Annotated in this window: 18 protein-coding genes; 4 read left to right on the top strand and 14 right to left on the bottom strand. The window is 72.3% G+C overall.

Annotated elements, in window-relative coordinates; translation table 11 throughout:
• Positions 1-75: 75 nt before the first annotated feature.
• A complete protein-coding gene (locus tag ACS3YM_RS03225) occupies positions 76-774 on the top strand; it encodes a TetR/AcrR family transcriptional regulator (protein WP_439938637.1) in 699 nt (232 codons plus the stop codon).
• A 280-nt stretch (positions 775-1,054) separates the two neighbouring features.
• Here the strand turns inward: ACS3YM_RS03225 and ACS3YM_RS03230 are convergent, their stop codons facing one another.
• The 7 genes from ACS3YM_RS03230 to ACS3YM_RS03260 all read right to left on the bottom strand — a co-directional run bounded on the left by ACS3YM_RS03230 (position 1,055) and on the right by ACS3YM_RS03260 (position 11,585).
• Positions 1,055-2,761, bottom strand: a complete 1,707-nt coding sequence (locus ACS3YM_RS03230; protein ID WP_439938638.1) for an FAD-binding dehydrogenase — start codon at positions 2,759-2,761, stop codon at positions 1,055-1,057.
• Entirely contained in the window at positions 2,758-3,381 is a 624-nt protein-coding gene (locus tag ACS3YM_RS03235; protein WP_439938639.1) for a TetR family transcriptional regulator, read from the bottom strand. Before ACS3YM_RS03235 ends, ACS3YM_RS03230 begins: the two co-directional genes overlap by 4 nt.
• A 115-nt stretch (positions 3,382-3,496) precedes the next feature.
• Entirely contained in the window at positions 3,497-5,281 is a 1,785-nt protein-coding gene (locus ACS3YM_RS03240) for an acetyl/propionyl/methylcrotonyl-CoA carboxylase subunit alpha (protein ID WP_439938640.1), read from the bottom strand.
• 67 nt (positions 5,282-5,348) lie between these two features.
• On the bottom strand, positions 5,349-7,922 hold the full coding sequence (locus ACS3YM_RS03245) for an AMP-binding protein (RefSeq protein WP_439938641.1): 2,574 nt from the start codon (positions 7,920-7,922) through the stop codon (positions 5,349-5,351).
• A complete protein-coding gene (locus ACS3YM_RS03250) occupies positions 7,919-9,004 on the bottom strand; it encodes an ABC transporter ATP-binding protein (protein WP_439938642.1) in 1,086 nt (361 codons plus the stop codon). The genes ACS3YM_RS03245 and ACS3YM_RS03250 overlap by 4 nt, the downstream gene beginning before the upstream one ends.
• Positions 9,001-10,476 carry an ABC transporter permease gene (locus ACS3YM_RS03255; RefSeq protein WP_439938643.1) on the bottom strand — a complete coding sequence of 492 codons (1,476 nt, stop codon included), beginning with the start codon at positions 10,474-10,476 and terminating at the stop codon, positions 9,001-9,003. Before ACS3YM_RS03255 ends, ACS3YM_RS03250 begins: the two co-directional genes overlap by 4 nt.
• An 80-nt stretch (positions 10,477-10,556) precedes the next feature.
• Positions 10,557-11,585: an iron ABC transporter substrate-binding protein gene (locus ACS3YM_RS03260; RefSeq protein WP_439938644.1), complete on the bottom strand. Its 1,029-nt coding sequence runs from the start codon at positions 11,583-11,585 to the stop codon at positions 10,557-10,559.
• Positions 11,586-11,713: 128 nt separating this feature from the next.
• On the opposite strand from ACS3YM_RS03260, the gene ACS3YM_RS03265 reads away from it, so the two are divergent.
• Positions 11,714-12,910 carry an acyl-CoA dehydrogenase family protein gene (locus ACS3YM_RS03265; RefSeq protein ID WP_439938645.1) on the top strand — a complete coding sequence of 399 codons (1,197 nt, stop codon included), beginning with the start codon at positions 11,714-11,716 and terminating at the stop codon, positions 12,908-12,910.
• Between the two features lie 216 nt (positions 12,911-13,126).
• Here the strand turns inward: ACS3YM_RS03265 and ACS3YM_RS03270 are convergent, their stop codons facing one another.
• On the bottom strand, positions 13,127-13,630 hold the full coding sequence (locus ACS3YM_RS03270) for an AAA family ATPase (protein WP_439938646.1): 504 nt from the start codon (positions 13,628-13,630) through the stop codon (positions 13,127-13,129).
• A 125-nt stretch (positions 13,631-13,755) separates the two neighbouring features.
• On the opposite strand from ACS3YM_RS03270, the gene ACS3YM_RS03275 reads away from it, so the two are divergent.
• Positions 13,756-14,721, top strand: a complete 966-nt coding sequence (locus tag ACS3YM_RS03275) for a site-2 protease family protein (RefSeq protein WP_439938647.1) — start codon at positions 13,756-13,758, stop codon at positions 14,719-14,721.
• Positions 14,722-14,766: 45 nt separating this feature from the next.
• Here ACS3YM_RS03275 and ACS3YM_RS03280 read toward each other — a convergent pair whose 3' ends face one another.
• From ACS3YM_RS03280 to ACS3YM_RS03305, 6 genes are all read right to left on the bottom strand, one after another.
• Entirely contained in the window at positions 14,767-15,231 is a 465-nt protein-coding gene (locus ACS3YM_RS03280) for a VTT domain-containing protein (RefSeq protein WP_439938648.1), read from the bottom strand.
• Positions 15,228-15,866 carry a CDP-alcohol phosphatidyltransferase family protein gene (locus tag ACS3YM_RS03285; RefSeq protein WP_439938649.1) on the bottom strand — a complete coding sequence of 213 codons (639 nt, stop codon included), beginning with the start codon at positions 15,864-15,866 and terminating at the stop codon, positions 15,228-15,230. Before ACS3YM_RS03285 ends, ACS3YM_RS03280 begins: the two co-directional genes overlap by 4 nt.
• Before the next feature lie 18 nt (positions 15,867-15,884).
• Positions 15,885-16,484: a Maf family protein gene (locus tag ACS3YM_RS03290; RefSeq protein WP_439938650.1), complete on the bottom strand. Its 600-nt coding sequence runs from the start codon at positions 16,482-16,484 to the stop codon at positions 15,885-15,887.
• Positions 16,481-18,184, bottom strand: coding sequence for a DUF885 domain-containing protein (locus ACS3YM_RS03295; protein ID WP_439938651.1), 1,704 nt, complete (start codon positions 18,182-18,184; stop codon positions 16,481-16,483). The genes ACS3YM_RS03290 and ACS3YM_RS03295 overlap by 4 nt, the downstream gene beginning before the upstream one ends.
• 44 nt (positions 18,185-18,228) lie before the next feature.
• Positions 18,229-18,459 (bottom strand): acyl-CoA carboxylase subunit epsilon, encoded by a 231-nt coding sequence (locus ACS3YM_RS03300; protein WP_439938652.1) that lies wholly within the window; start codon positions 18,457-18,459, stop codon positions 18,229-18,231.
• A gap of 119 nt (positions 18,460-18,578) precedes the next feature.
• On the bottom strand, positions 18,579-20,198 hold the full coding sequence (locus ACS3YM_RS03305) for an acyl-CoA carboxylase subunit beta (RefSeq protein WP_439938653.1): 1,620 nt from the start codon (positions 20,196-20,198) through the stop codon (positions 18,579-18,581).
• Between the two features lie 84 nt (positions 20,199-20,282).
• Between ACS3YM_RS03305 and ACS3YM_RS03310 the strand changes: the two genes are divergently transcribed.
• Positions 20,283-21,083, top strand: coding sequence for a biotin--[acetyl-CoA-carboxylase] ligase (locus ACS3YM_RS03310; RefSeq protein ID WP_439938654.1), 801 nt, complete (start codon positions 20,283-20,285; stop codon positions 21,081-21,083).
• Positions 21,084-21,091 lie beyond the last annotated feature (8 nt).

Genomic DNA, 21,091 nt, shown 5'->3' on the forward strand with positions numbered 1-21,091 from the left:
ACCGCATGTCGAACAAATGCAAGAGCACCGCTCTCTTTCGACACTGCTGCTCGCGTCTATGCGACACTGACGGACATGACTGACACCACGCCCCGTGCTCGGGCACGCGAGCAGACGATGCGCGACATCGTCAGCATCGGACGCGAGCACCTCGCGACCGACGGCGCGGCCGCTCTCTCGCTGCGCGCGGTGGCGCGCGACCTGGGGGTCGTCTCCTCGGCTGTCTACCGCTACGTCGCGAGCCGCGACGAGCTCCTGACCCTGCTGGTGGTCGATGGCTACGACGAGCTCGGCGACGCCGTCGACACGGCCCTCGCGAAGGTCGGCCGCTCCGACCACGCCGGCCGGATGCGGGCGATCGGCCGGGCCGTGCGTGCGTGGGCACTGGCCGAGCCGGCGACGTACGCCCTGCTCTTCGGCAGTCCGGTGCCGGGCTACGAGGCGCCGGCCGAGCGCACCACCGGTCCGGGCACCCGGGTGATCGGCCGCCTCGTCGAGGTCTGGGAGGACGCCTGGCAGGCGGGTGTGGTCGAGCTCGACGAGTCACCGATCACTCCGCGGCGGCTCTCTCGCGACCTCTCCCGGATCCGGCGCGAGATGGGCTTGACCGCCCCCGACGCGTTGATCGCCCGGGGACTCCTCGCGTGGGCGGCGCTCTTCGGCTGCGTCTCGTTCGAGGTGTTCGGGCAGTACGGGCCGGACACCTTCACCGACCCGAAGGACATCTTCGAGCACCACCTGCAGGCGCTCGTCGCGACGGTCGGCCTTCGCTAACGTCCAGCGCCCCACCTGCCGAGCGGGCACTTCCTCGCGCTGGATCGCGGTGAGCGGGCACTTCCTCGCGCTGGATCGCGGTGAGCGGGCACTTCCTCGCGCTGGATCGCGGTGAGCGGGAGGCGCCCGGCTCGCCCTGAGCGCGAGGAAGTGCCCGGTCGAGCCTCCTGAGCGCGAGGAAGTGCCCGGTCGAGCCTCCTCAGCGCGAGGAAGTGCCCGGTCGAGCCTCCTCAGCGCGAGGAAGTGCCCGCTCGCGCCAGGCCGGCGACGAGCACAGCGATCAGCGGGCCAGCGCCCGCCCGACTGTCCGGCCGGAGAAGATGCAGCCCCCGAGGAACGTCCCCTCCAGCGCGTTGTAGCCGTGCACCCCGCCGCCGCCGAAGCCGGCGACCTCGCCCGCGGCGTACAGGCCGGGCACCCTGGAGCCGTCAGCGGCCACGCACTGGCCGTCGAGGTCGGTCTCCAGCCCGCCGAGCGTCTTGCGGGACAGGATGTTGAGGCGTACGGCGATGAGCGGGCCGTGGCTCGGGTCGAGGACCTTGTGCGGCTTGGCCACCCGGATCAGCTTGTCCGTGCGGCTGCGCCGGGCGTTGTGGATCGCCATCACCTGGATGTCCTTGGAGAAGGCGTTGTCGACCTCGCGGTCGCGGGCCACGATCTGCCGCTCGAGGTCGTCGGTGGCGAGCTCGGGACCGCGGGCCAGCGCGTTCATCCCGGTGACCAGCTCGGCCAGGGTGTCGGCCACGACGAAGTCGACGCCGTGCTCCTTGAACGACTCGACCGGGCCGGGCGCGCCCTTGGCGAGGCGGCTCTTCGCGAGGAACTTCAGGTCCTTGCCGGTGATGTCGGGATTCTGCTCGGAGCCGGAGAGGGCGAACTCCTTCTCGATGATCGACTGGGTCAGCACGAACCACGAGTAGTCGTGGCCGGTGGCGAGGATCTGCCTCATCGCGCCGATCGAGTCGGCGCCGGGGACTCCCGACATGCCCTCGAGCCGCTTGCCGGTGGCGTCGAACCACATCGACGACGGGCCGGGGAGGATGCGGATGGCGTGGTCCGGCCAGACCGGGTCCCAGTTGTGGATGCCCTCGACGTAGGCCCACATCCGGTCCTTGTTGACCATCGTCGCGCCGGCCTCCTCGGCGATGCCCTGCATCCGGCCGTCGACGTGGGCGGGCACGCCGGAGATCAGGTGCTCGGGCGCTGCGCCGACGCGCTCGGTCGGCCAGTTGCGGCGCATCAGCTCGTGGTTGTGGCCGATCCCGCCGCTCGTCACGACGACCGCGGGTGCGCGGTGCTCGAAGGCGCCGGCCGTGAACCGGCTGGACCTCACGCCCCGCTCGGCGTCGTCGTCGGCGAGCACGGTGCCGCGCACGCCCACGACCGCGCCGTCCTCGACGAGGAGCTCGTCGACCTGGTGGCGGAAGGCGAGGCGTACGAGCCCCTGGGCCTCGGCGCGCTGCACGGGCTCGGCGAAAATCCGCACCACCTCCGGTCCGGTGCCCCAGGTCAGGTGGAAGCGCGGCACGGAGTTGCCGTGGCCGGTGGCGCGGCCGTCCCCGCGCTCCGCCCAGCCGACGAAGGGGAGCGACCGGAGGCCGAGGGCGCGCAGGTAGTCGCGCTTCTCGCGGTGGGCGAAGTCGACGTACGCCTTCGCCCACTGCTGCGGCCAGTAGTCCTCGCCGCGGCCGGGTCCGTCGGTGCCGTCGCCGAGGCGGTCGAACTGGGCCGAGCCCTGCCAGTCCTGCCACGCCAGCTCGAGGGAGTCCTTGATGCCCATCCGTCGCTGCTCGGGGCTGTCCACGAAGAGGAGGCCCCCGAGTGACCACCACGCCTGCCCGCCGAGGTTGTGGCGGTTCTCCTGGTCGAGGACAAGGACGCGCCTGCCCGCCAGCGCGAGCTCGTGGGTGGCGACGAGGCCGGCGAGGCCGGCACCGACCACGATGACGTCGGGGGTGAAGTCGTCGGTGGGATCGGGGTGAGTCATGCGGGGTCCTCGGGGTAGTGGCGGACGATCATCTCGGCGAGCAGGCGCAGGGCGCGCTCGACGGTGCGGCCGGGGGCGGCGGCGGGGTCGGGGTCGAGGGCGGAGAAGGCCAGCCCGTCGAGCATGTTGACGACGATGCTCAGCACGGCTGCGAGGTCGTCGGGAGGGAGCCGGTCGCGCCAGAGGTCGGCCGCGGCCTCGAGCATCTGCGCCTGCAGGGACTCGCGCGCGGGCCGGAGCGCGGCGCGTAGGTCGGCGTCCGCCCGGGCAGCGACGAGCAGCTCGCGCCACGTCTGGTTGGCCGGGGAGAGGACGAGCGTACGCAGGTGGCCGAGCACCGCGGTCACCTCGTCGGCGGTGTCGACGCCGAGGTCGCCGAGCGCGCGGAAGGCCTCGACGTTGCGCGTGGCGACGTGGTCCGCGGTCGCGACCAGCAGCGCCTGCCGCGTGGGGAAGTGTCGGAAGAGCGCGCCCTGGCTGACGCCGGCCTCCGCGCTGACCGCGGCGGTCGAGGTGGCGGCGTACCCGCGCTCCGCGAGGCACGTCGCCGTCGCCTCGAGGAGTGCGGCGATCGTGCCCTCGCGGCGCTGCGCCTGCGTACGTCGCTCAGTGGTCGCCATGCGGACGAGTGTGACATAGAAAGCGAGCGCTCGCTATCTAAATCACACGCGAAATGAGCGGTGCCCCAGCCACGTCCTGAGGTCGCAGGATGTGGCTGGGGCACCGCTCAGAGGTTCAGTCCTTGATCTCGCAGATCACGGCGCCGTTGGTGACGGTGGCGCCGACCTCGGCCTGGAGGCCGGTGACGGTGCCGGCCTTGTGGGCCTTGAGGGGCTGCTCCATCTTCATGGCCTCCATGACAACGATGGTGTCGCCCTCGGCGACCTCCTGGCCCTCCTCGACGACGACCTTGACGATGGTGCCCTGCATGGGTGAGGTGACGGAGTCGCCGGACGCCGCGGCGCCGGCCTTCTTCGCCGAGCGCTTGGCCTTCTTGCCTGCGCCGTTGCCACCGTTGCCGGCGCCGACGGCCAGCCCGCCGAGCCCGGCGGGGAGGACGACCTCGAGGCGGCGGCCGCCGACCTCGACGGTGACCTTCTGCCGCTCGCCGGCCTCGTCGGCCTCGCCGGCCTCGCCGGCGTAGGGCTCGATCTGGTTGTCGAACTCGGTCTCGATCCACTGCGTGTAGACGCTGAACTCGCCCTCGCCGGACGGCGTGGAGGCGCCGATGTAGGCCGGGTCGGAGACGACCGCGCGGTGGAACGGGATGACGGTGGGCATGCCGTCGACGACGAACTCGTCGAGGGCGCGGCGCGAGCGCTCGAGGGCCTGGGTGCGGTCCTTGCCGGTGACGATGAGCTTGGCGATGAGGGAGTCGAACGAGCCGGGGATGGTCTCGCCCTGGTCGTAGCCGCCGTCGAGGCGTACGCCCGGGCCGGCAGGCGCGTGCCAGCGGGTCAGGGTGCCGGGGGCGGGCATGAAGTTGCGGCCGCCGTCCTCGGCGTTGATGCGGAACTCGATGGAGTGCCCGCGGATCTCGGGGTCGCCGTAGCCGAGCTCCTCGCCGGCGGCGATGCGGAACATCTCCCGGACGAGGTCGATGCCGGTGACCTCCTCGGAGACGCAGTGCTCGACCTGGAGGCGGGTGTTGACCTCGAGGAAGGAGATGGTGCCGTCCTGGGCGACCAGGAACTCGCACGTGCCGGCGCCGTAGTAGCCGGCCTCGGTGAGGATCCGCTTGGATGACTCGTAGAGCTCGGAGAGCTGCTCGTCGGTCAAGAAGGGGGCCGGCGCTTCTTCGACGAGCTTCTGGTTGCGGCGCTGCAGGGAGCAGTCGCGGGTCGAGACCACGACGACGTTGCCGTGCTGGTCGGCCAGGCACTGGGTCTCGACGTGGCGGGGCTTGTCGAGGAACTTCTCGACCAGGCACTCGCCGCGACCGAACGCGGTGACGGCCTCGCGGACCGCGGACTCGTAGGCGTCGGGGATCTCCTCGAGCGTGCGGGCCACCTTGAGGCCACGCCCGCCGCCGCCGAAGACGGCCTTGATCGCGACGGGCAGGCCGTTGGCCTTCGCGAACTCCACGACCTCGTCGGCGTCCTTGACGGGGTCCTTGGTGCCCGGCGCGAGGGGAGCCTTCGCCTTGTCGGCGATGTGCTTGGCCTTGGCCTTGTCGCCGAGGGCCTCGATCGCGGCCGGCGGGGGGCCGATCCAGATCAGCCCGGCGTCGATGACGGCCTGGGCGAAGTCGGCGTTCTCGGCGAGGAAGCCGTAGCCGGGGTGGACCGAGTCGGCGCCTGAGTCGGCGGCGATCTTGATGATCTTCTCGATGTCGAGGTAGGACTCGGCCGGGGTCGCGCCGCCGAGGGAGTGGGCCTCGTCGGCGAGGCGCACGAAGAGCGCGTCGCGGTCGGGGTCGGCGTACACGGCCACGGAGCCGATGCCGGCGTCCTTGCAGGCGCGGACGACGCGGACGGCGATCTCGCCGCGGTTGGCGATGAGGACCTTCTTCAAGCTCACGCGAGGACTCCTGGATCAGCGGTGCGGTCGGAATTCAGCGGCGCCGGGATGCGTACCGCTGGGCAGGTTACCGCGAGCCGAGCACGGCCCGACCGACAGCCTGATGGACGGGACGGACGAGGCGCCCGTAGGTGATGCCGACGGCCAGCGACGCACCGAGTGCGAGCCACTGGTGGCCGGCGTCCTCGAGGGCGGGGTAGACCTGCCAGTGGGTCAGGTAGATGAACAGGCTGGCGCCCGCCAGGACGCCGGCGGCCCGCGCGAGCCAGGACGGCAGCCGGACGTGGGGCACCCACAGCATGAGAAGGAAGCCGCCCAGCACGATGACCTCGCGGTGCACCTGGCCGAAGAACCCGACGGTCAGCGCGGCGGCGAGGGCCGTGACCAGCAGGCGCTGCCGCGTGGTCGTGGCTCGCGCCGCGGCCCAGCCGAGGACGAAGAAGAAGGCGACGACGAGGGTCGTGTAGCGCTGGGTGGGGCCGGCGCGGAAGCCGACCTCGGCGAAGCGGGCGACCGCGGCCACGGCGAGGACCGCGAGCGCGAAGCGGAACGGCGTACGTCGTTCGAGCCGGTGCAGCGCCGGCAGGGAGGTGATCGCGAGCGCTCCGGCCGTGATCCACACCAGCGACTCGAGGAACCACAGCTGCCACTGGTCGTCCCACTCCGAGCTGTTGACGAGCTCGCGCACGAAGAGGGCGGTGGTGAGGTCGTAGCTGCCGAGGACGAGCGCGGCGGCGCCGACCCAGAGCACCGAGGGGACGACGAGCTGGGCGAGGCCGGACAGCCCGTGGCGCAACCGGGTGCCGGCGTCACCGGCCGCGGAGAGCTGGAAGCGGGCGAAGTTGAAGCCGGCGAGCGCCAGCAGCAGGTGTGCCCCGCCCTCGAGCGCGACGAGGTCGACGTGGCTGGCGACCACGAACAGGATCGCGAGCGCGCGCAGCGCGACGGTGGTGTCCAGCCGCACCCGCCGCGGGCGCGCAGGCTCCGCCTCGGCGTCGTGGCTCACGGTCGTCGTCGCGCGGCGGCGGTCCTCGAGCTCGCCGATGCCCAGGGTGTGCCATCCGGTCGGCAGCCCTTGGGGGAAGTGGTCCGCGAGCCGGGTCGCGAGCTCGACGTAGGACAGCGAGTCGCCGCCGAGGTCGACGAACGAGTCGCCGTCGGCGGCATCGGGGCGGCCGAGCACCCGGACGAAGTCGGCGCGCACGGGATGGGTCGAGACCGCGGCCGGTGCGTCCGCCTCGTCCTGCTCCGACAGCGCGGCCAGTCGAGCGAGCGCGGCGTAGTCGGTCTTGTCGTTGCTCGTCAGGGGCAGCTGGGCCAGCACGGTCACGTGGACGGCGTGCGCGGGCACCCCGCAGTGGCTCGCGGTCAGGGCGCGTGCCGCGGCGCTGCGGCGACCGGTGGTGAGGAACACGTGGACCGCGCGGTCGGTGGCCACCACGCGGGCCCGGCGGTCGACCTCGGCGCGGAGATGGCCCTCCACGGCGTCGAGGTCGAGGCGCAGGCCGAACACCTTGCCGTAGCGGTTGCGGCGCCCGACCACCTCGAAGAGCCCGTCGACCTGTCGCGCGAGGTCGCCGGTGCGGAGCTCGCTGCCGCCACCCGCCAGCGCCAGGTCCGCGGGCGCGTGGGCGTAGCCGAGCATCACGTTGGGGCCGGAGTAGACGAGCTCGCCGACGCCGGGGCGCTCGTCGACGCTCTCGTCGAGACGCAGGTGGCCGCCGGGCACGGCGACCCCGATGGCGGCGGGGTGGTCCTCGGCGAGGTCGGGCGGCAGGTAGGCCATCCGCGCGGTGGCCTCGGTGGCGCCGTACATCACGACGAGGTCCCACCCGCGGCTGCGTCCGAACCGGCTCCAGCGGCGTACGTCGTCGGGGTCGAGGCGACCGCCGGCCTGGGTCACCTGCCGCAGGCTCGGCAGGTCGCGCGCCTCGAAGCCGCTGGTGGCCAGGAGGTCGAAGGTGTGCGGTACGCCCGCGAAGCTGGTCGCTCCGGTGCGGGCGAACAGCTCCCAGAAGCACTCGTCGACCACGCTGAGCCCGGTCAGCACGACGCTGGCGCCGGCGACGAGGTGGGAGTGCAGCACCGACAGGCCGTAGCAGTAGTGCAGCGGCAGCGCGGTGATCGCGCGGTCGGCAGGGGTGAGGGCGAGGTAGTCGGCGATCGCCGCTGCGTTGCTGGCGACGTTGGCGCGGGAGAGGCGCACGAGCTTGGGTGAGCCGGTGGTGCCCGAGGTGCTGAGCAGCAGGGCCAGGTCGGGGTGGAGGTCGTGGGCGCTCTCGGGGCGGCGTACGTCGTCGCGGGCGCCGGTCGTGCAGATGATGTCGGGGTCGTAGGCCGCCACGATCGCCTCGCGCTGGGCCTGCCTGCCGTCGGGGACGACGAGGGCGACGTGGCCGTGCTGGAGCGCGGCGAGGTAGGCGACGAGGGAGTCGAGGGTGTTGGCGCCCTCGACCAGGACGAGGCGGCGCGCCGGCCCCCACGACCGGGCCCGCGCTGCCACGCGGTCGGCGAGGTCGGCGTGGCTGAGCACCTCGTCGTCGGCCACCACGGCCGGCATGCCACCGAAGCGGGCGTGGTCGAGCACCGGGGCCGGGTGCCGGCTCCGGAGCAGTGCGGGCTGGGGGGAGGTGACCGTCACGGCGACCCGACCGGGCGGTAGGCGCGGACCAGCCCGGTCACGCGCAGGTGGACGGTGTCGCCGGCGGAGGGGTGCAGCACGCCGGACATGCGGGAGAGCACGGAGGTGCCGTCGTCGAGGCGCACCTGCACCGCGCAGTCGTGGCCGTAGTAGCTGACCTCCTCCACCGTGCCGCGGACACCGACGGACTTGTGGCCCTCGGTGTGCCCGACGTCGATGAAGACCTGCTCGGGGCGGATCATCAGCGACACCGGCCCGTCGGCGGGCTCGGTGAGCACGACCTCGCCCAGCGCGCAGGTGGCGTGCGCGTCGCGCGCGGTGCCGGGCAGCACGACCGCGCGGCCGACGAACTCGGCGACCTGCGGGTCGGTCGGGGAGAGGTAGACCTGGCTCGGGGGCGCCGACTGCACGAGCCGGCCGCCGCGCATCACCGCGACCTGGTCGGCCAGGGAGAGGGCCTCGTTCTGGTCGTGGGTCACGAGGACGGCGGTGGTGTTGCTGGCCTCGAGCGCGCGGCGCACGGCCCGCGACGTGCTGCCGCGCAGGCTGGCGTCGAGGGAGGAGAAGGGCTCGTCGAGCAGGACCACGGCGGGCTGGGGTGCGAGGGACCGGGCCAGGGCGACGCGCTGCTGCTGGCCACCGGAGAGCTCGTCGGGCCGACGGTCGCGGAAGTCGGCGGGCAGCTCGACGAGGTCGAGCATCTCGGCCACGCGGTCGTCGCCGCGCGACCCGCGGGCCTCCTTGGGCAGGCCGAAGGCGATGTTGGCGGCCACGTCGAGGTGCGGGAAGAGCGCCCCCTCCTGCGGGACGTAGCCGACCCGGCGGGTCTGCGGGGGCATCGAGCGGACGCCGTCGCCGACGACCACCGTGTCGCCGAAGGCGATGCTGCCGGACTCGGGCACGAGGAAGCCGGCGATCAGGCGCAGCAGCGTGGTCTTGCCGCAGCCCGAGGGGCCGAGCACGGTCGTGAAGGAGCCGTGCGGGACGTGGAGCGTGACGTCGTCGACCGCGCGGGTCGGTGCCTGCCCGGGGCTCGTCGAGGGGAACGACTTGGTGACGCCGGTGATGGTCAGGGAGCTCATACAGGCACCTTCTCCGTCTGGGTCGTCGGGCTGTCGGTGCGCATGAGCAGCACCGTCGCGGGGATGGAGACGAGCACCAGCAGCAGCGCGTAGGGCGCGGCGGCGCCGTAGCGCAGCTCCGAGGAGGCCGACCAGAACTCGGTGGCCAGCGTGCGGGTGCCGATCGGGGAGAGCATGAGGGTGGCGGTCAGCTCGGTCGAGATGGCCAGGAAGACGAGGGCGGCGCCGGCGCCGAGGCTGGGCGCGATCAGCGGCAGGGTGACGCGGCGCGCGGTGGCGAGGGGGCCGACGCCGAGGCTGTGCGCGACGTCGTCGAGCACCGCGGGTGCCTGCTCCAGCCCGGCACGCACGGTCACCACCGCCCGCGGCAGGAAGAGGATGGCGTACGCCGCCACGAGCAGGCCGGCGGTCTGGTAGACGGCGGGCACCAGGCGCAGGGAGGCCACCACCAGCGCGAGGCCGACCACGATGCCGGGCAGGGCGTTGGCGACGTAGGTGCTGCGCTCGATCACCGTCGAGGCCCAGCCCCGGTGGCGCACGGCGAGCCAGACCACCGGCACCGCGGCGAGCGTGGTGACCGCCGCGCCGACCAGGGCGAGCACGATGGTGGCGACGAGGGCCCGGGTGAGGTCGGCCATCGGGAACTCGGTCGAGGTGCCGACCACGAGCCAGCGCAGGAGCGAGAAGGCGGGCACGCCGATGGCGAGCACGACGACGCCGCCGACCGTGGAGAGGAGGGGCCAGCGCCACGGGCCGAGGGCCTGGGGCACGGAGCCGCGGGCGGCGCCACGGCCGAGCCGTGCGTAGCGGCGGTTGCCGCGCAACCGCAGCTCGGCCAGCAGCAGGAACAGGCACAGCAGGACGAGCACGCCGGCCATCGCGGTGGCGGCGGCGCCGTTGAAGGTCGAGCCGTACTGGTCGTAGATGGCGGTGGTGAAGGTCGGGAAGCGCAGCAGCGACAGCGCGCCGAACTCGGCGAGCAGGTGCAGGCCCACGAGCAGCGCGCCGCCGAGCAGGGCGGGACGCAGCTGGGGGAGCACCACGGTGCGGAACGTGCGGGCGCGCGAGTGGCCCAGCGACCACGCCGACTCCTCGAGCGCGGGGTCGAGGCGGCGGAGCATCGCGACGACGGGGAGGTAGACGAGGGGGTAGTAGGACAGCGTGACGACGAGGAAGGCCCCGCCGAACCCGTGGACGCTGCGGTCGAGGGAGACCCACGCGTAGCCGTTGACGAAGGCCGGCACCGCGAGGGGCGCGACGAGCAGGCCGTGCCAGAGCCGGCGCCCCGGCAGGTCGGTGCGCTCGACGAGGACAGCGAGCGCGACGCCGAGCACGGCGCTCGCGGCCATGCAGGCGGCGGCGAGCGTGACGGTGTTGCGCAGCAGCTCCGCGATCCGCGGACGGGCCACCAGCTGCCACAGGTCGCCGGGCCCGATGATCACGACGTAGGTGGCCACGTAGCCCAGCGGCACGAGTGCCAGCAGCGCGACCGCCGCCCCCGCTGCGAGCAGCAGGGGCGGTGTCCGACGACCGGTGGTCGTGAGGGACCCGGTCAGAGCAGGCCTGCCGCGGTCATCAGGTCGGTGACCTGCGGGCCGTTGAGGCTCGCCACGTCGACCTGGGGAGGCTCGAGCTCGTCGAACGGCTTGACGTCGGGGTTGAGGCTGGCGTCGGGGTTGAGCGGGTACTCGAGGGCGTACGACTCGGCCATCGCCTGCTGCGCGTCGGTGCCGGTCAGCCACGTGACGAACTCCTCCGCGGCCTCCTGGTGCTCGCTGCTGGCGAGGATGCCGGCGCCGGAGATGCTGAGGAACGCGCCGGGGTCCTGGTTGCCGAAGAAGTGCAGCGCCGAGCTGTCGGAGTCGGTGCCGTTCTCCTCGCGGTCGCGGTACCAGTAGTAGTGGTAGGCGATGCCGGCGTCGACCTCGCCCGAGTCCACGGACTGCATGACGACGAGGTTGTTCTGGACGATGACGCCGTTGGCCTTCAGGCCCTCGAGCCAGGTGCGGGTGGCCTCCTCGCCCTCGAGCTCGAGGACTGCGGAGACGATCGCCTGGAAGTCCGCGCCGGTGGGGGAGAAGGCCACGCGGCCCTTCCACTCCGGCTTGGCGAAGTCGAGGATCGAGGCGGGCATGTCGGCCTCGGTCATGGAGTCGGTGTTGTACATCGCGACGGTCGAGCGGGCCAGGAAGCCGGTCCACGTGCGGTCCGCAGGGACGTACTCCTCCGGGATGGACGCGGTGGCGGCCTCGGGCAGCTCGGCGAACAGGCCGGCGTTGTCGACGATGGTCATCGCCGGCGAGTTCTCGGTGAGGAACACGTCGGCGGGGGAGTCCTCGCCCTCCTCGACGATCTGGTTGGCCATCTCGAGGTCCTTGCCGCTGCGCAGCTCGACGTCGAGGCCGGACTCCTCCTCGAAGAGCGGCACGATCTCGTCGAGCAGCTCCTCGTGCTGGGCGTTGTAGATCACCAGGTCCGGGGAGCCGAACACACCGCAGCCCGACAGGGTCGAGGCGGTCAGGAGGGTGGCGGCCAGGGTCACGCTGGCGCGCAGGGCCGAACGGCGCGGGGAAGTCGTCACGGGGGATGTCCTTACTTTGCTTAGGCTCGCCTAACTCTAGACCCCCTGAGGTGGGACGCTGGAATCCGCCCACCCCTCGACCTCCCGGGGGTTAGCGATCGCTAACCTCTGGGGCTAGGGTGCGGGACATGACCTTCGAGCTGTCCCCCGAGCACGAGCAGTTCCGTCGCAGCGTCCGCGACTTCGCGGAGGCCGAGATCGCGCCCCACGCCGCGCAGTGGGACCGCGAGCACCACTTCCCGACCGACGTGGTGCAGAAGATGGGCAAGCTCGGCCTGATGGGCCTGACGGCTCCGGAGGAGTTCGGCGGTGCCGGGATGGCCGGCGAGGACGGCGGTTTCACGTCGCTGTGCCTGGCGATCGAGGAGATCGGCCGCGTCGACCAGTCGATGGGCATCACGCTCGAGGCCGCGGTGGGGCTGGGCATCAACCCGATCCTCACCTACGGCACGGAGGAGCAGAAGCAGACCTGGCTGCCCGACCTGGTCGCCGGTGAGAAGCTGGCCGGCTTCGGCCTGACCGAGCCGGGTGCCGGCTCCGACGCTGGCGCGACGAAGACCAAGGCCGTGCTCGAGAACGGCGAGTGGGTCGTCAACGGCGCCAAGCAGTTCATCACCAACTCGGGCTCCTCGATCACCTCGCTGGTGACCGTGACGGCCCGCACCGGGGAGCGCGACGGCGGTCGTCCCGAGATCTCGACGATCATCGTCCCCTCGGACACGCCCGGCTTCACCGCCGAGAAGGCCTACGACAAGCTCGGCTGGCACGCCTCCGACACCCACCCGCTGTCATTCGCCGACGCGCGCGTGCCCGAGGCCAACCTGCTCGGCGAGCGCGGCCGCGGCTACGCCCAGTTCCTCGCCACGCTCGACGACGGTCGCGTCGCGATCGCCGCGCTCGCGGTCGGCTGCATCCAGGCGTGCCTGGACATGTCGCTGCAGTACGCGGGCGAGCGCCAGACCTTCGGTGGCCCGATCGGGCGCAAGCAGGGCCTGGCGTTCCAGGTCTCGGACCTCCAGGTCATGCTCGACGCCTCGCGCCTGCTGACCTACAAGGCCGCCGCGATGAAGGACGCGATGGACGCCGGCCAGTCGGTCTCGATGGGCGCCTTCAAGCAGGCCGCCGCCGTCGCCAAGCTCTACGCCACGGAGTCGGCCGTCACCGCTACCCGCATCGCGACGCAGGTCTTCGGCGGCTACGGCTTCATGGAGGAGTACCCGGTCGTCCGCTTCTACCGCGACGCCAAGGTGCTCGAGATCGGCGAGGGGACCTCGGAGGTCCAGCGCATGCTCATCGCCCGGGGCCTCGGCCTGCCGGTCGAGTGAGACGCGGCGCGCCGCGGTCGGGCTGACCGTGGCGCGTATCTGATCGCCGCTCGGCCTCCGACCCGCGCCGGCTGGGGGTGGCGGCATCCGACGTGTCGCCGGCGAAGGTGGCGGCATCCGACGTGCGTGCGGCCGCTTGAGGTGTCGTACGCCGCCAGGGTGGGGCGTCGCCGATGTCGTATGCCGCCACCCTCACCGCGCACCTCGCGGACGCCCCTACCTCGCGCCGGCGATCTCCGCGGCCTGCCGCAGGATCTCGTCCACGACGTCGGCGAGGGGGGCGGTCGCGTCGATCGGCGTACCGGTCGGCGTGTCCTCGCCGGTCTGGTGGAGCCGGAGCACGAGGGCGCGCTCGTCGGGCGCCGACCCCCACTCGTCGTCCGGGCGCCGGTCCAGCCGCTGCTCCAGGGTGAAGCGGTCGACCTCGAGGACGAAGACGCCGTCGAAGAGGTCGAGGAAGCTGCCGAAGTTCCTCGAGCCTCCGCAGAAGAAGGTGACCGCGTGGGTCCGGTCCGCCACGAGGGACGCCAGGCGGTCCACGTCCCAGATGTGGTGCTCGTGCGACCTGGTGTCCGTCGGCAGGCCGGTCGCGGGGTCGCCTTGGTAAGCGAGGTCGGTGTCCCCGTTGACGGCGTGGTGCCCACGCCGGCGCAGGTCGTGGCACACCGACGTCTTGCCGGTTCCCGAGACACCTTCGACCAGGAAGTTGCGCTCACCCACCGGAGCATTGTCGGGCACGCCCGCTCCGGGCTGGCGGGGCCTCACCGGCGGGCGGGTCGGGCGTGGTCCGCCGCGGAGTGGGGCAAAACCCTCCAGCGCGGGCGCCCCACGCCTAGGCTCCCGCCGTGACCTGCGCCTTCCACCCCGAGCGCGAGACCCTCCTCGGCTGCAGCCGGTGCGAGCGCAGCGCCTGCCCGGACTGCTTGCGTGACGCCCCGGTCGGACACCACTGCCTGGCGTGCGTCGAAGGCCTCCCGACCGACCAGCAGCTCGGCCCGTCCGACGTACGACGCCTCGTCGCCCGACAGCGTGGGCAGCAGCGGGCGCGCACGGGCTCGCGCCGGCCGGGGTGGGTCTTCTACGGCGTGGTCGCGACCTTCGTCGCCCTCTGCGTGGCGACCGGCCCGCTCATGATGCAGGTCGTGACGGCCGAGCCCCTGGGCCGGGCGGTTGCGGTGGGCGTGGTCCTGGTCGGGGTGGTGCTGTCGGTGACGTTGCACGAGTACGGGCACGCGGTGACCGCCTACTGGGGCGGCGACCGCAGCGTGGTCGCCAAGGGCTACCTGGCGCTCGACTTCCGCAAGTACGCCCACCCCCTCCTCTCCGTGGGCATGCCCGTCCTCTTCCTCGCCATGGGCGCGCTGCCGCTGCCCGGCGGAGCCGTGCTCATCGAGGACCACCGCCTGCGCTCGCGCGCGTGGTCGAGCCTGGTCTCCCTGTCGGGGACGTTGATGAACGCGGCCTTCGCCCTCGTCCTCGCCGCGGTCCTGGCCTCGCACGCGCTGCTGAGCCGCAACCTCCTGCTGCACTCGCTGCTGGCCTACCTCCTGGTCATCCAGGTGGCGCTGATCGTGCTCAACCTGCTGCCGCTGCCCGGCCTGGACGGCTACGGCGTGATCGAGCCGTTCCTGCCGCGCGCCGTCGCCGAGCCCCTCAACGCCGTACGGCCCTGGGGGCTGGTCATCCTGCTCGCGCTGGTCCTGTCGGGCGGGCTCGACTTCGTCTGGGACGTCGGCTTCGCCGTCGGCGAGCGGCTGGGAGCAGACCCGTTCCTCGTCGAGCTCGGCGCCGGGATGGCGTCGCTGCGCTGACCAGCGCTGACCAGCGCCGACTCGTTGGCCCGGGCCCAGCCGGGGTCAGAGCCAGCTGAGGAACGTGCTGGCACCGGCGACGACGAGCCAGAACCGCAGGCCGCGGCCGAGCAGCCCGGTGAGGAGGAAGATCCAGAAGTTCACCCGCAGCGTGCCCGCGAGCACTGCCGTGACGGCGTACGGCGGGAAGCCGGTGAACGCCGAGACGAAGAGGAGGCCGCCGGTGAACCACGGCCGCCCCTCGGCGCGCTCGTGCCAGCGCGCCATGGTGGCCTGGGCCTTGGGCTTCTCCAGCTGGCGGCGCACCCACGGGGCGCGCTCGACCTCGACGGCGCCCCAGTACCAGAGCGTCTTGCCGATCATCTGGCCGACGGTCGCCAGGCCGACCAGGGCGAAGGCGTGGTCGGCCTGCTGGGAGATCGTCACGGCGAGGATCGCCTCGATGTTGATCAGCGGGAGCAGCGCCGAGGCGACCGAGGCCCCGAAGATGCTGACGTAGACCCAGATCATGCTTCTCGCGGGACCGGGATCCCGATCCTGACGAGGCGCACCAGCGAGACGCACTTGAGCACGAGCAGCCCCGACGCGATCGCCAGGCCCACCCACATCCACCCGGTGGCCAGCAGGAGCACGGCGAACAACGCGCTGTTGACGGCCTTCGCCGGCTTGGACCAGTTCCACAGCCAGATCGGCCGGTCGACCACGAAGAAGTAGTTGGGGCTTCGGACCGGCCACGCCAGGAAGGCGATCGAGAGGAAGCAGTCGACCACCATGAACTCGGCGAGGTAGACGAAGATCGCGGGCGACAGGTCGGGCTGCAGCCAGGCGAGCCCGATGTAGAACGCCGCGGCGTTGAGCCGGTCGCACATGATGTCGAGCACCGCGCCGATGCGCGTCTCGCAGTCGCGCACGCGGGCGTAGAAGCCGTCGAGCATGTCGCCGACCCAGTAGACGGCGAGGGCCACGACCAGGAGCGTGAGGCTCTGCTGGTGTGCGGCGACGGCAGCCAGCACGACGGACGCCGCGGTGCGGACCGCGGTGATCACGGTCGCACCGGTCAGCAGCCGCTCCTCGCGCACTCCGTAACGGCGGTCGGGATCGGCGACAGGCTGCGCCTGAGCACTTCCCAGCAACCCGCTCCCCACGCCCGGGATGCTAGCGGGTCAGGCCCACAGCTCCGGCCATCCGTGCCCGAGTTCGAGGACCAGCTCGCGCACGAGGGGCAGGCTCACGCCCACCACGTTGTGGTGGTCGCCCTCGATCCCGGAGACGAAGGCGCCGCCGAAGCCGTCGATGGTGAACGCTCCCGCGACGTGCAGCGGCTCGCCGGTGGCGACGTAGGCGTCGATCTCCTCGTCGGTGACGTCGGCGAAGTGGACCGTGGTCGAGGCGGTGGCGGCCGCGACCCGGCCGGTGGCCACGTCGCGCAGGCAGTGGCCGCTGTGCAGGACGCCGGAGCGACCGCGCATCTCCTGCCAGCGGCGCTTCGCCACCGCCGCGTCCTCCGGCTTGCCGAGGGCCTCGCCGTCGAGCTCCAGCACGGAGTCGCAGCCCAGGACGAGCGCGTCGGCAGGCACGTCGTCGCGCGCGGCCACGGCCGCGCACTTGAGCTCGGCCAGCTGGAGGGCGAGCTCGGCCGGTGGCAGTCCGTCCAGCTGGGACTCGTCGACCCCGCTCACGATGACGATCGGGTCCAGGCCTGCCGCGCGCAGGGTCGTACGACGTGCGGGGGAGGCCGAGGCCAGCACCAGGGGCGTCGTCACAGGCGCTCCAGCGCCGCACGCAGCGGGTCGAGCCCGAGCGAGCCGAGGTCGAGCGCCGCCCGGTGGAAGGCCTTGAGGTCGAAGTCGTCGCCCTGCCGCTCCTGCACGCGGGCGCGGGCGTCGAGCCAGATGCGCTCGCCGACCTTGTAGGACGGCGCCTGGCCGGGCAGGCCGAGGTAGCGCTTGACCTCGAACTGGATGACCTCGTCGTCCATCCGGCAGTGCAGGCGCATGAACTCCAGGCCCAGCTCGGGCGTCCACGTCTCGCCGGGGTGGAAGGCGGTGCCGCCGGGACCGAGCCGGTTGTGCTCGGGGATCTCGAGCTCGAGGTGCATCCCGATGTCGACGATCACGCGGGCCGCGCGCAGCGACTGGCCGTCGAGCATGCCGAGCAGGTCGGCCGGGTCGTCGAGGAAGCCGAGCTCCTCCATCAGGCGCTCGGCGTAGAGGGCCCAGCCCTCGCCGTGGCCGCTGCACCAGCACATCAGCCGCTGCCACCGGTTGAGGGTGTCGCGTCGGTAGGCGGTCTGCGCGACCTGGAGGTGATGCCCCGGGACGCCCTCGTGGTAGACGGTGGTGACCTCGCGCCACGGGTGGAAGTCGTCGATGCCGTCGGGCACCGACCACCACATCCGGCCCGGGCGCTCGAAGTCCTCGGACGGGCCGGTGTAGTAGATGCCGCCGTCGTTGGTGGGCGCCAGCTTGCACTCGATGCGCCGGATCGGTGCGGGGATGTCGAAGTGCACGTCGACCATCGCGGCGACGGTGCGGTCGGCCAGCTCCTGCATCCAGTCGCGGAAGGCCTCGCGCCCGTGCACCACGCGGTCCGGGTCGGCGTCGAGGTGGGCGACCACGGCGTCGACGTCGGCGCCCGGGAGGATCCGCTCGGCGGTGCGGTGCATCAGGTCGGACAGGCGCTGCAGCTCGGCCCAGCCCCACGCGTAGGTCTCGTCGAGGTCGACCTCGGCGCCGAGGAAGTAGCGGCTGGCGAGGCCGTAGACCTCGCGGCCGACACCCTCGCGCTCCCTGCCCTGCGGCTCGAGCTCGTCGCTGAGGAAGAGCCCGAACGCCGCGGTCGCCGCACTGGCGGCCCCGGCCAGCGCACGGAGCTCGCTGTCGTCCTCGACCTCGAGCCGGTCGACGAGGCCGAGGTAGAAGTCGCCGGCGCCCCCGGCCTGACCGGTCCAGCGGCGCACCTGCTCGGCCACCTCGGCGTACTGTCGCGCCGCGACGACGTTGCCCTTGCGTGCCTCGTCGGAGAGCGTCACGCGCAGTCCCTCGAGAGCGGAGGGTACGGCGGCGAGCCGGGCGGCGATCGCGGCGACGGCCTCCTCGCCCTCGGTCGGCATGAGGTCGAAGACCCCGCGGATCTCGTGCAGGGGGCTCCACAGCACCGACATGCGCGAGCGCTGGACGCCTGCGTCCTCCAGCTCGATCTCGAGGCGGGTGCGCTCGAGGAAGGCGTCCTTGGCCGCCGCCTCGCGGTCGTCGACCGGCTCCGTCGCCTCGACGGCCGCCACCACCGCCCGGTTGAGCGTGTCGCGCGCGTCGAAACCGGCGGGGGAGTAGTCGGTCATCTCGTGCTCGTGGCCCGCGACGCCGATCGAGGTGGCGGTCAGCGGGTCGAGGGCGCAGAAGTCGTCGACGTAGGCGTTGCAGAGGGCGTCGATGAGGCGCTCGTGCGGGGTGGGTTCGGTCACGGGGGCGACCCTAGCCGCGGGTCCTGACAGGCGTCCTCCGGGTTTCAGTGGGGCAGGCCGCTGGCCCGCCAGGCGCCGGGGCCCCAGCGGTGCGTCTGGCGTACGCCGCGGGCGGGCAGGTTCCACGACGGGCGTGGCTTGGCCGGCGGCGGGCCGCCCGCGGACCCGAGCGCGGAGAACACCGCCACCAGGGCGGCGACCTCCTCGGGCGTGGCGTCGGCGTTGACGACCCGGAGCAGGGGCTGCTGATCGGTCGTCTCGTGGTCTGTACTCATGGGCTCACCTCGTGGGTCTCGACGCGCGGGCTCGGCTTCGCAGGCTGAGCCGAGGCCGCTTGCTCAACCTCGTCTCCGTTCGGGTCTCGCTCCTTCGTCGCGATTCCCGAGTCGCTTGATCACAGCGGGATGTTCCCGTGCTTCTTGGGCGGGAGCGTCTCCCGCTTCGTGCGGAGCAGCCGCAGGGCGCGGACGACCTCGACGCGGGTCTCGTGGGGCATGATCACGGCGTCGATGTAGCCCCGCTCGGCGGCGATGTAGGGGTTGGCGAGCGTGGTCTCGTACTCGTCGATCAGCTCGGCGCGCCGGGCCTCGACGTCGCCGCCCTCGTCGCCGACCTTCTTGAGCGTCTTGCGGTGCAGGATGTTGGCGGCGCCCTGCGCGCCCATCACGGCGATCTGGGCGGTGGGCCAGGCGACGTTGATGTCGGCGCCGAGGTGCTTGGAGCCCATCACGTCGTAGGCGCCGCCGTAGGCCTTGCGGGTGATCACGGTGATCAGCGGGACGGTGGCCTCGGCGTAGGCGTAGATCAGCTTGGCGCCGCGGCGGATGATGCCGTCCCACTCCTGGTCGGTGCCGGGCAGGAAGCCGGGGACGTCGACGAAGGTCAGCACCGGGATGTTGAAGGCGTCGCAGAACCGCACGAACCGGGCGGCCTTCTCGGATGCGTCGATGTCGAGGGTGCCGGCGAACTGCATCGGCTGGTTGGCCACCACGCCGACCGACTGGCCCTCGACGCGGCCGAAGCCGATGAGGATGTTGGGGGCGAAGAGCTCCTGGACCTCGAGGAAGTCCTCGTCGTCGAGCACGGCGGTGATCACGTCGTGCATGTCGTAGGGCTGGTTCGCGCCGTCCGGGATGATCCGGTCCAGCGCCCGGTCGGTGCCGGTGACCTCCATGTCGGGGGCCTCGTCGAAGGTCGGCGCGGGGTCGAGGTTGTTCTGCGGGAGGAAGGACAGCATCGCCTTGACGTACTCGATGGCGTCCTCCTCGTCGGAGGCCATGTAGTGGGCGTTGCCCGACTTGGTGTTGTGGGTGCGCGCGCCGCCGAGGTCCTCCATCGTGACGTCCTCGCCGGTGACGGTCTTGATGACGTCGGGGCCGGTGATGAACATCGCCGAGGTCTGGTCGACCATCACGGTGAAGTCGGTGACCGCGGGGGAGTAGACGTGGCCGCCGGCGCAGTTGCCCATGATCAGGCTGATCTGCGGGATGACGCCCGAGGCGTGCACGTTGCGGCGGAAGATCTCGCCGTACAGCCCCAGGGAGACGACGCCCTCCTGGATGCGGGCGCCGGCGCCCTCGTTGATGCCGATGATGGGGCAGCCGGTCTTCATCGCGAGGTCCATGACCTTGGTGATCTTCTCGCCGTAGACCTCGCCGAGCGAACCGCCGAAGACGGTGAAGTCCTGGCTGAACACGCACACCATGCGGCCGTTGACCTCGCCGTAGCCGGTGACCACACCGTCGCCGTAGGGGCGGTTCTTCTCGAGCCCGAACGCCGTCGAGCGGTGCCGGGCGAGCTCGTCGAGCTCGACGAAGGTGCCCTCGTCGAAGAGCATCTCGATGCGCTCGCGGGCCGTCTTGCGGCCCTTGGCGTGCTGCTTCTCGATCGCCTTGTTCGACCCGGCGTGCACGGCCTCGTCGAGGCGTCGCTCCAGGTCGGCCAGCTTTCCGGCGGTGGTGTGGACGTCGATCTCGGCGGGAACCTCGGTTCCCTCGCCCGGCTGTGCACTCACGCGGTGGCCTCCTGGTCGGTTGCACGGAAACAGCTGCCCCACGCGGCGCTCCTCTGGGGCAGTCCTTGGGGCAATCTAGTGCCCATGACGGAGACGCCCGCACCGCGCCCACCCCTCGACCTCTCGCGGCTGGTCGCGCCGACGGGCTGGCGGATCGAGGTCGAGGAGGAGACGCCCTCCACCAACGCCGCCGTCGCCGAGCGTGCCCGGGCGGGTGAGGAGCCGGGCCTGGTGCTGGTCACCGAGCACCAGACCGCGGGCCGCGGCCGGCTGGACCGGGTGTGGGAGACGCCGCCGCGCTCGTCGCTGACCTTCTCGGTGCTGCTGCGTCCGGACGTGCCGGCCGCCTCGTGGTCGTGGCTGCCGCTGCTCACCGGCTACGCCGTCCAGGCCGCGCTGGCCGACCGGCTGCCCGACATCGCCCTCAAGTGGCCCAACGACGTGCTCGTCGACGGCGGGGCGCTGGGAGCGGGACGCAAGGTGGCCGGCATCCTCGTCGAGCGGATCGAGGCCGAGGGCGGCCCGATGGCCGTGGTCGGCGTGGGCATCAACGTCGACCAGACCCTCGACGAGCTGCCGGTCGCGCTCGCCACCTCGGTCGCGCTGGAGACGGGCGAGCCGGTCGAGCGCACCGGGCTGCTGGGCCAGGTGCTCGGGTCGCTGCACGGCCTGCAGGGCCTGCTCGACGACACCGAGGCGTTGCGCCGGGCGTACGCCGACGTGTGCGTCACGCTGGGCCGCACCGTTGACGTCCACCTGCCGGCAGGGGACGTACGCCGCGGCGAGGCCCTCGACATCGACGCGACCGGCGCGCTGGTGGTCGGGACCGACGACGGCACGTTCACCGTGGCGGCCGGAGACGTGGTGCACGTGCGACCTGCCTAGTGTCATGA

Source organism: Nocardioides sp. N13(2025) (assembly GCF_051912545.1).
Lineage (GTDB): Bacteria > Actinomycetota > Actinomycetes > Propionibacteriales > Nocardioidaceae > Nocardioides.

Coding starts and splice junctions, on each gene's coding strand:
- ACS3YM_RS03230 (WP_439938638.1), bottom strand. CDS start 2,761: ATGACTCACCCCGATCCCACCGACGACTTCACCCCCGACGTCATCGTG.
- ACS3YM_RS03265 (WP_439938645.1), top strand. CDS start 11,714: ATGACCTTCGAGCTGTCCCCCGAGCACGAGCAGTTCCGTCGCAGCGTC.
- ACS3YM_RS03310 (WP_439938654.1), top strand. CDS start 20,283: ATGACGGAGACGCCCGCACCGCGCCCACCCCTCGACCTCTCGCGGCTG.
- ACS3YM_RS03235 (WP_439938639.1), bottom strand. CDS start 3,381: ATGGCGACCACTGAGCGACGTACGCAGGCGCAGCGCCGCGAGGGCACG.
- ACS3YM_RS03250 (WP_439938642.1), bottom strand. CDS start 9,004: ATGAGCTCCCTGACCATCACCGGCGTCACCAAGTCGTTCCCCTCGACG.
- ACS3YM_RS03300 (WP_439938652.1), bottom strand. CDS start 18,459: ATGAGTACAGACCACGAGACGACCGATCAGCAGCCCCTGCTCCGGGTC.
- ACS3YM_RS03280 (WP_439938648.1), bottom strand. CDS start 15,231: ATGATCTGGGTCTACGTCAGCATCTTCGGGGCCTCGGTCGCCTCGGCG.
- ACS3YM_RS03225 (WP_439938637.1), top strand. CDS start 76: ATGACTGACACCACGCCCCGTGCTCGGGCACGCGAGCAGACGATGCGC.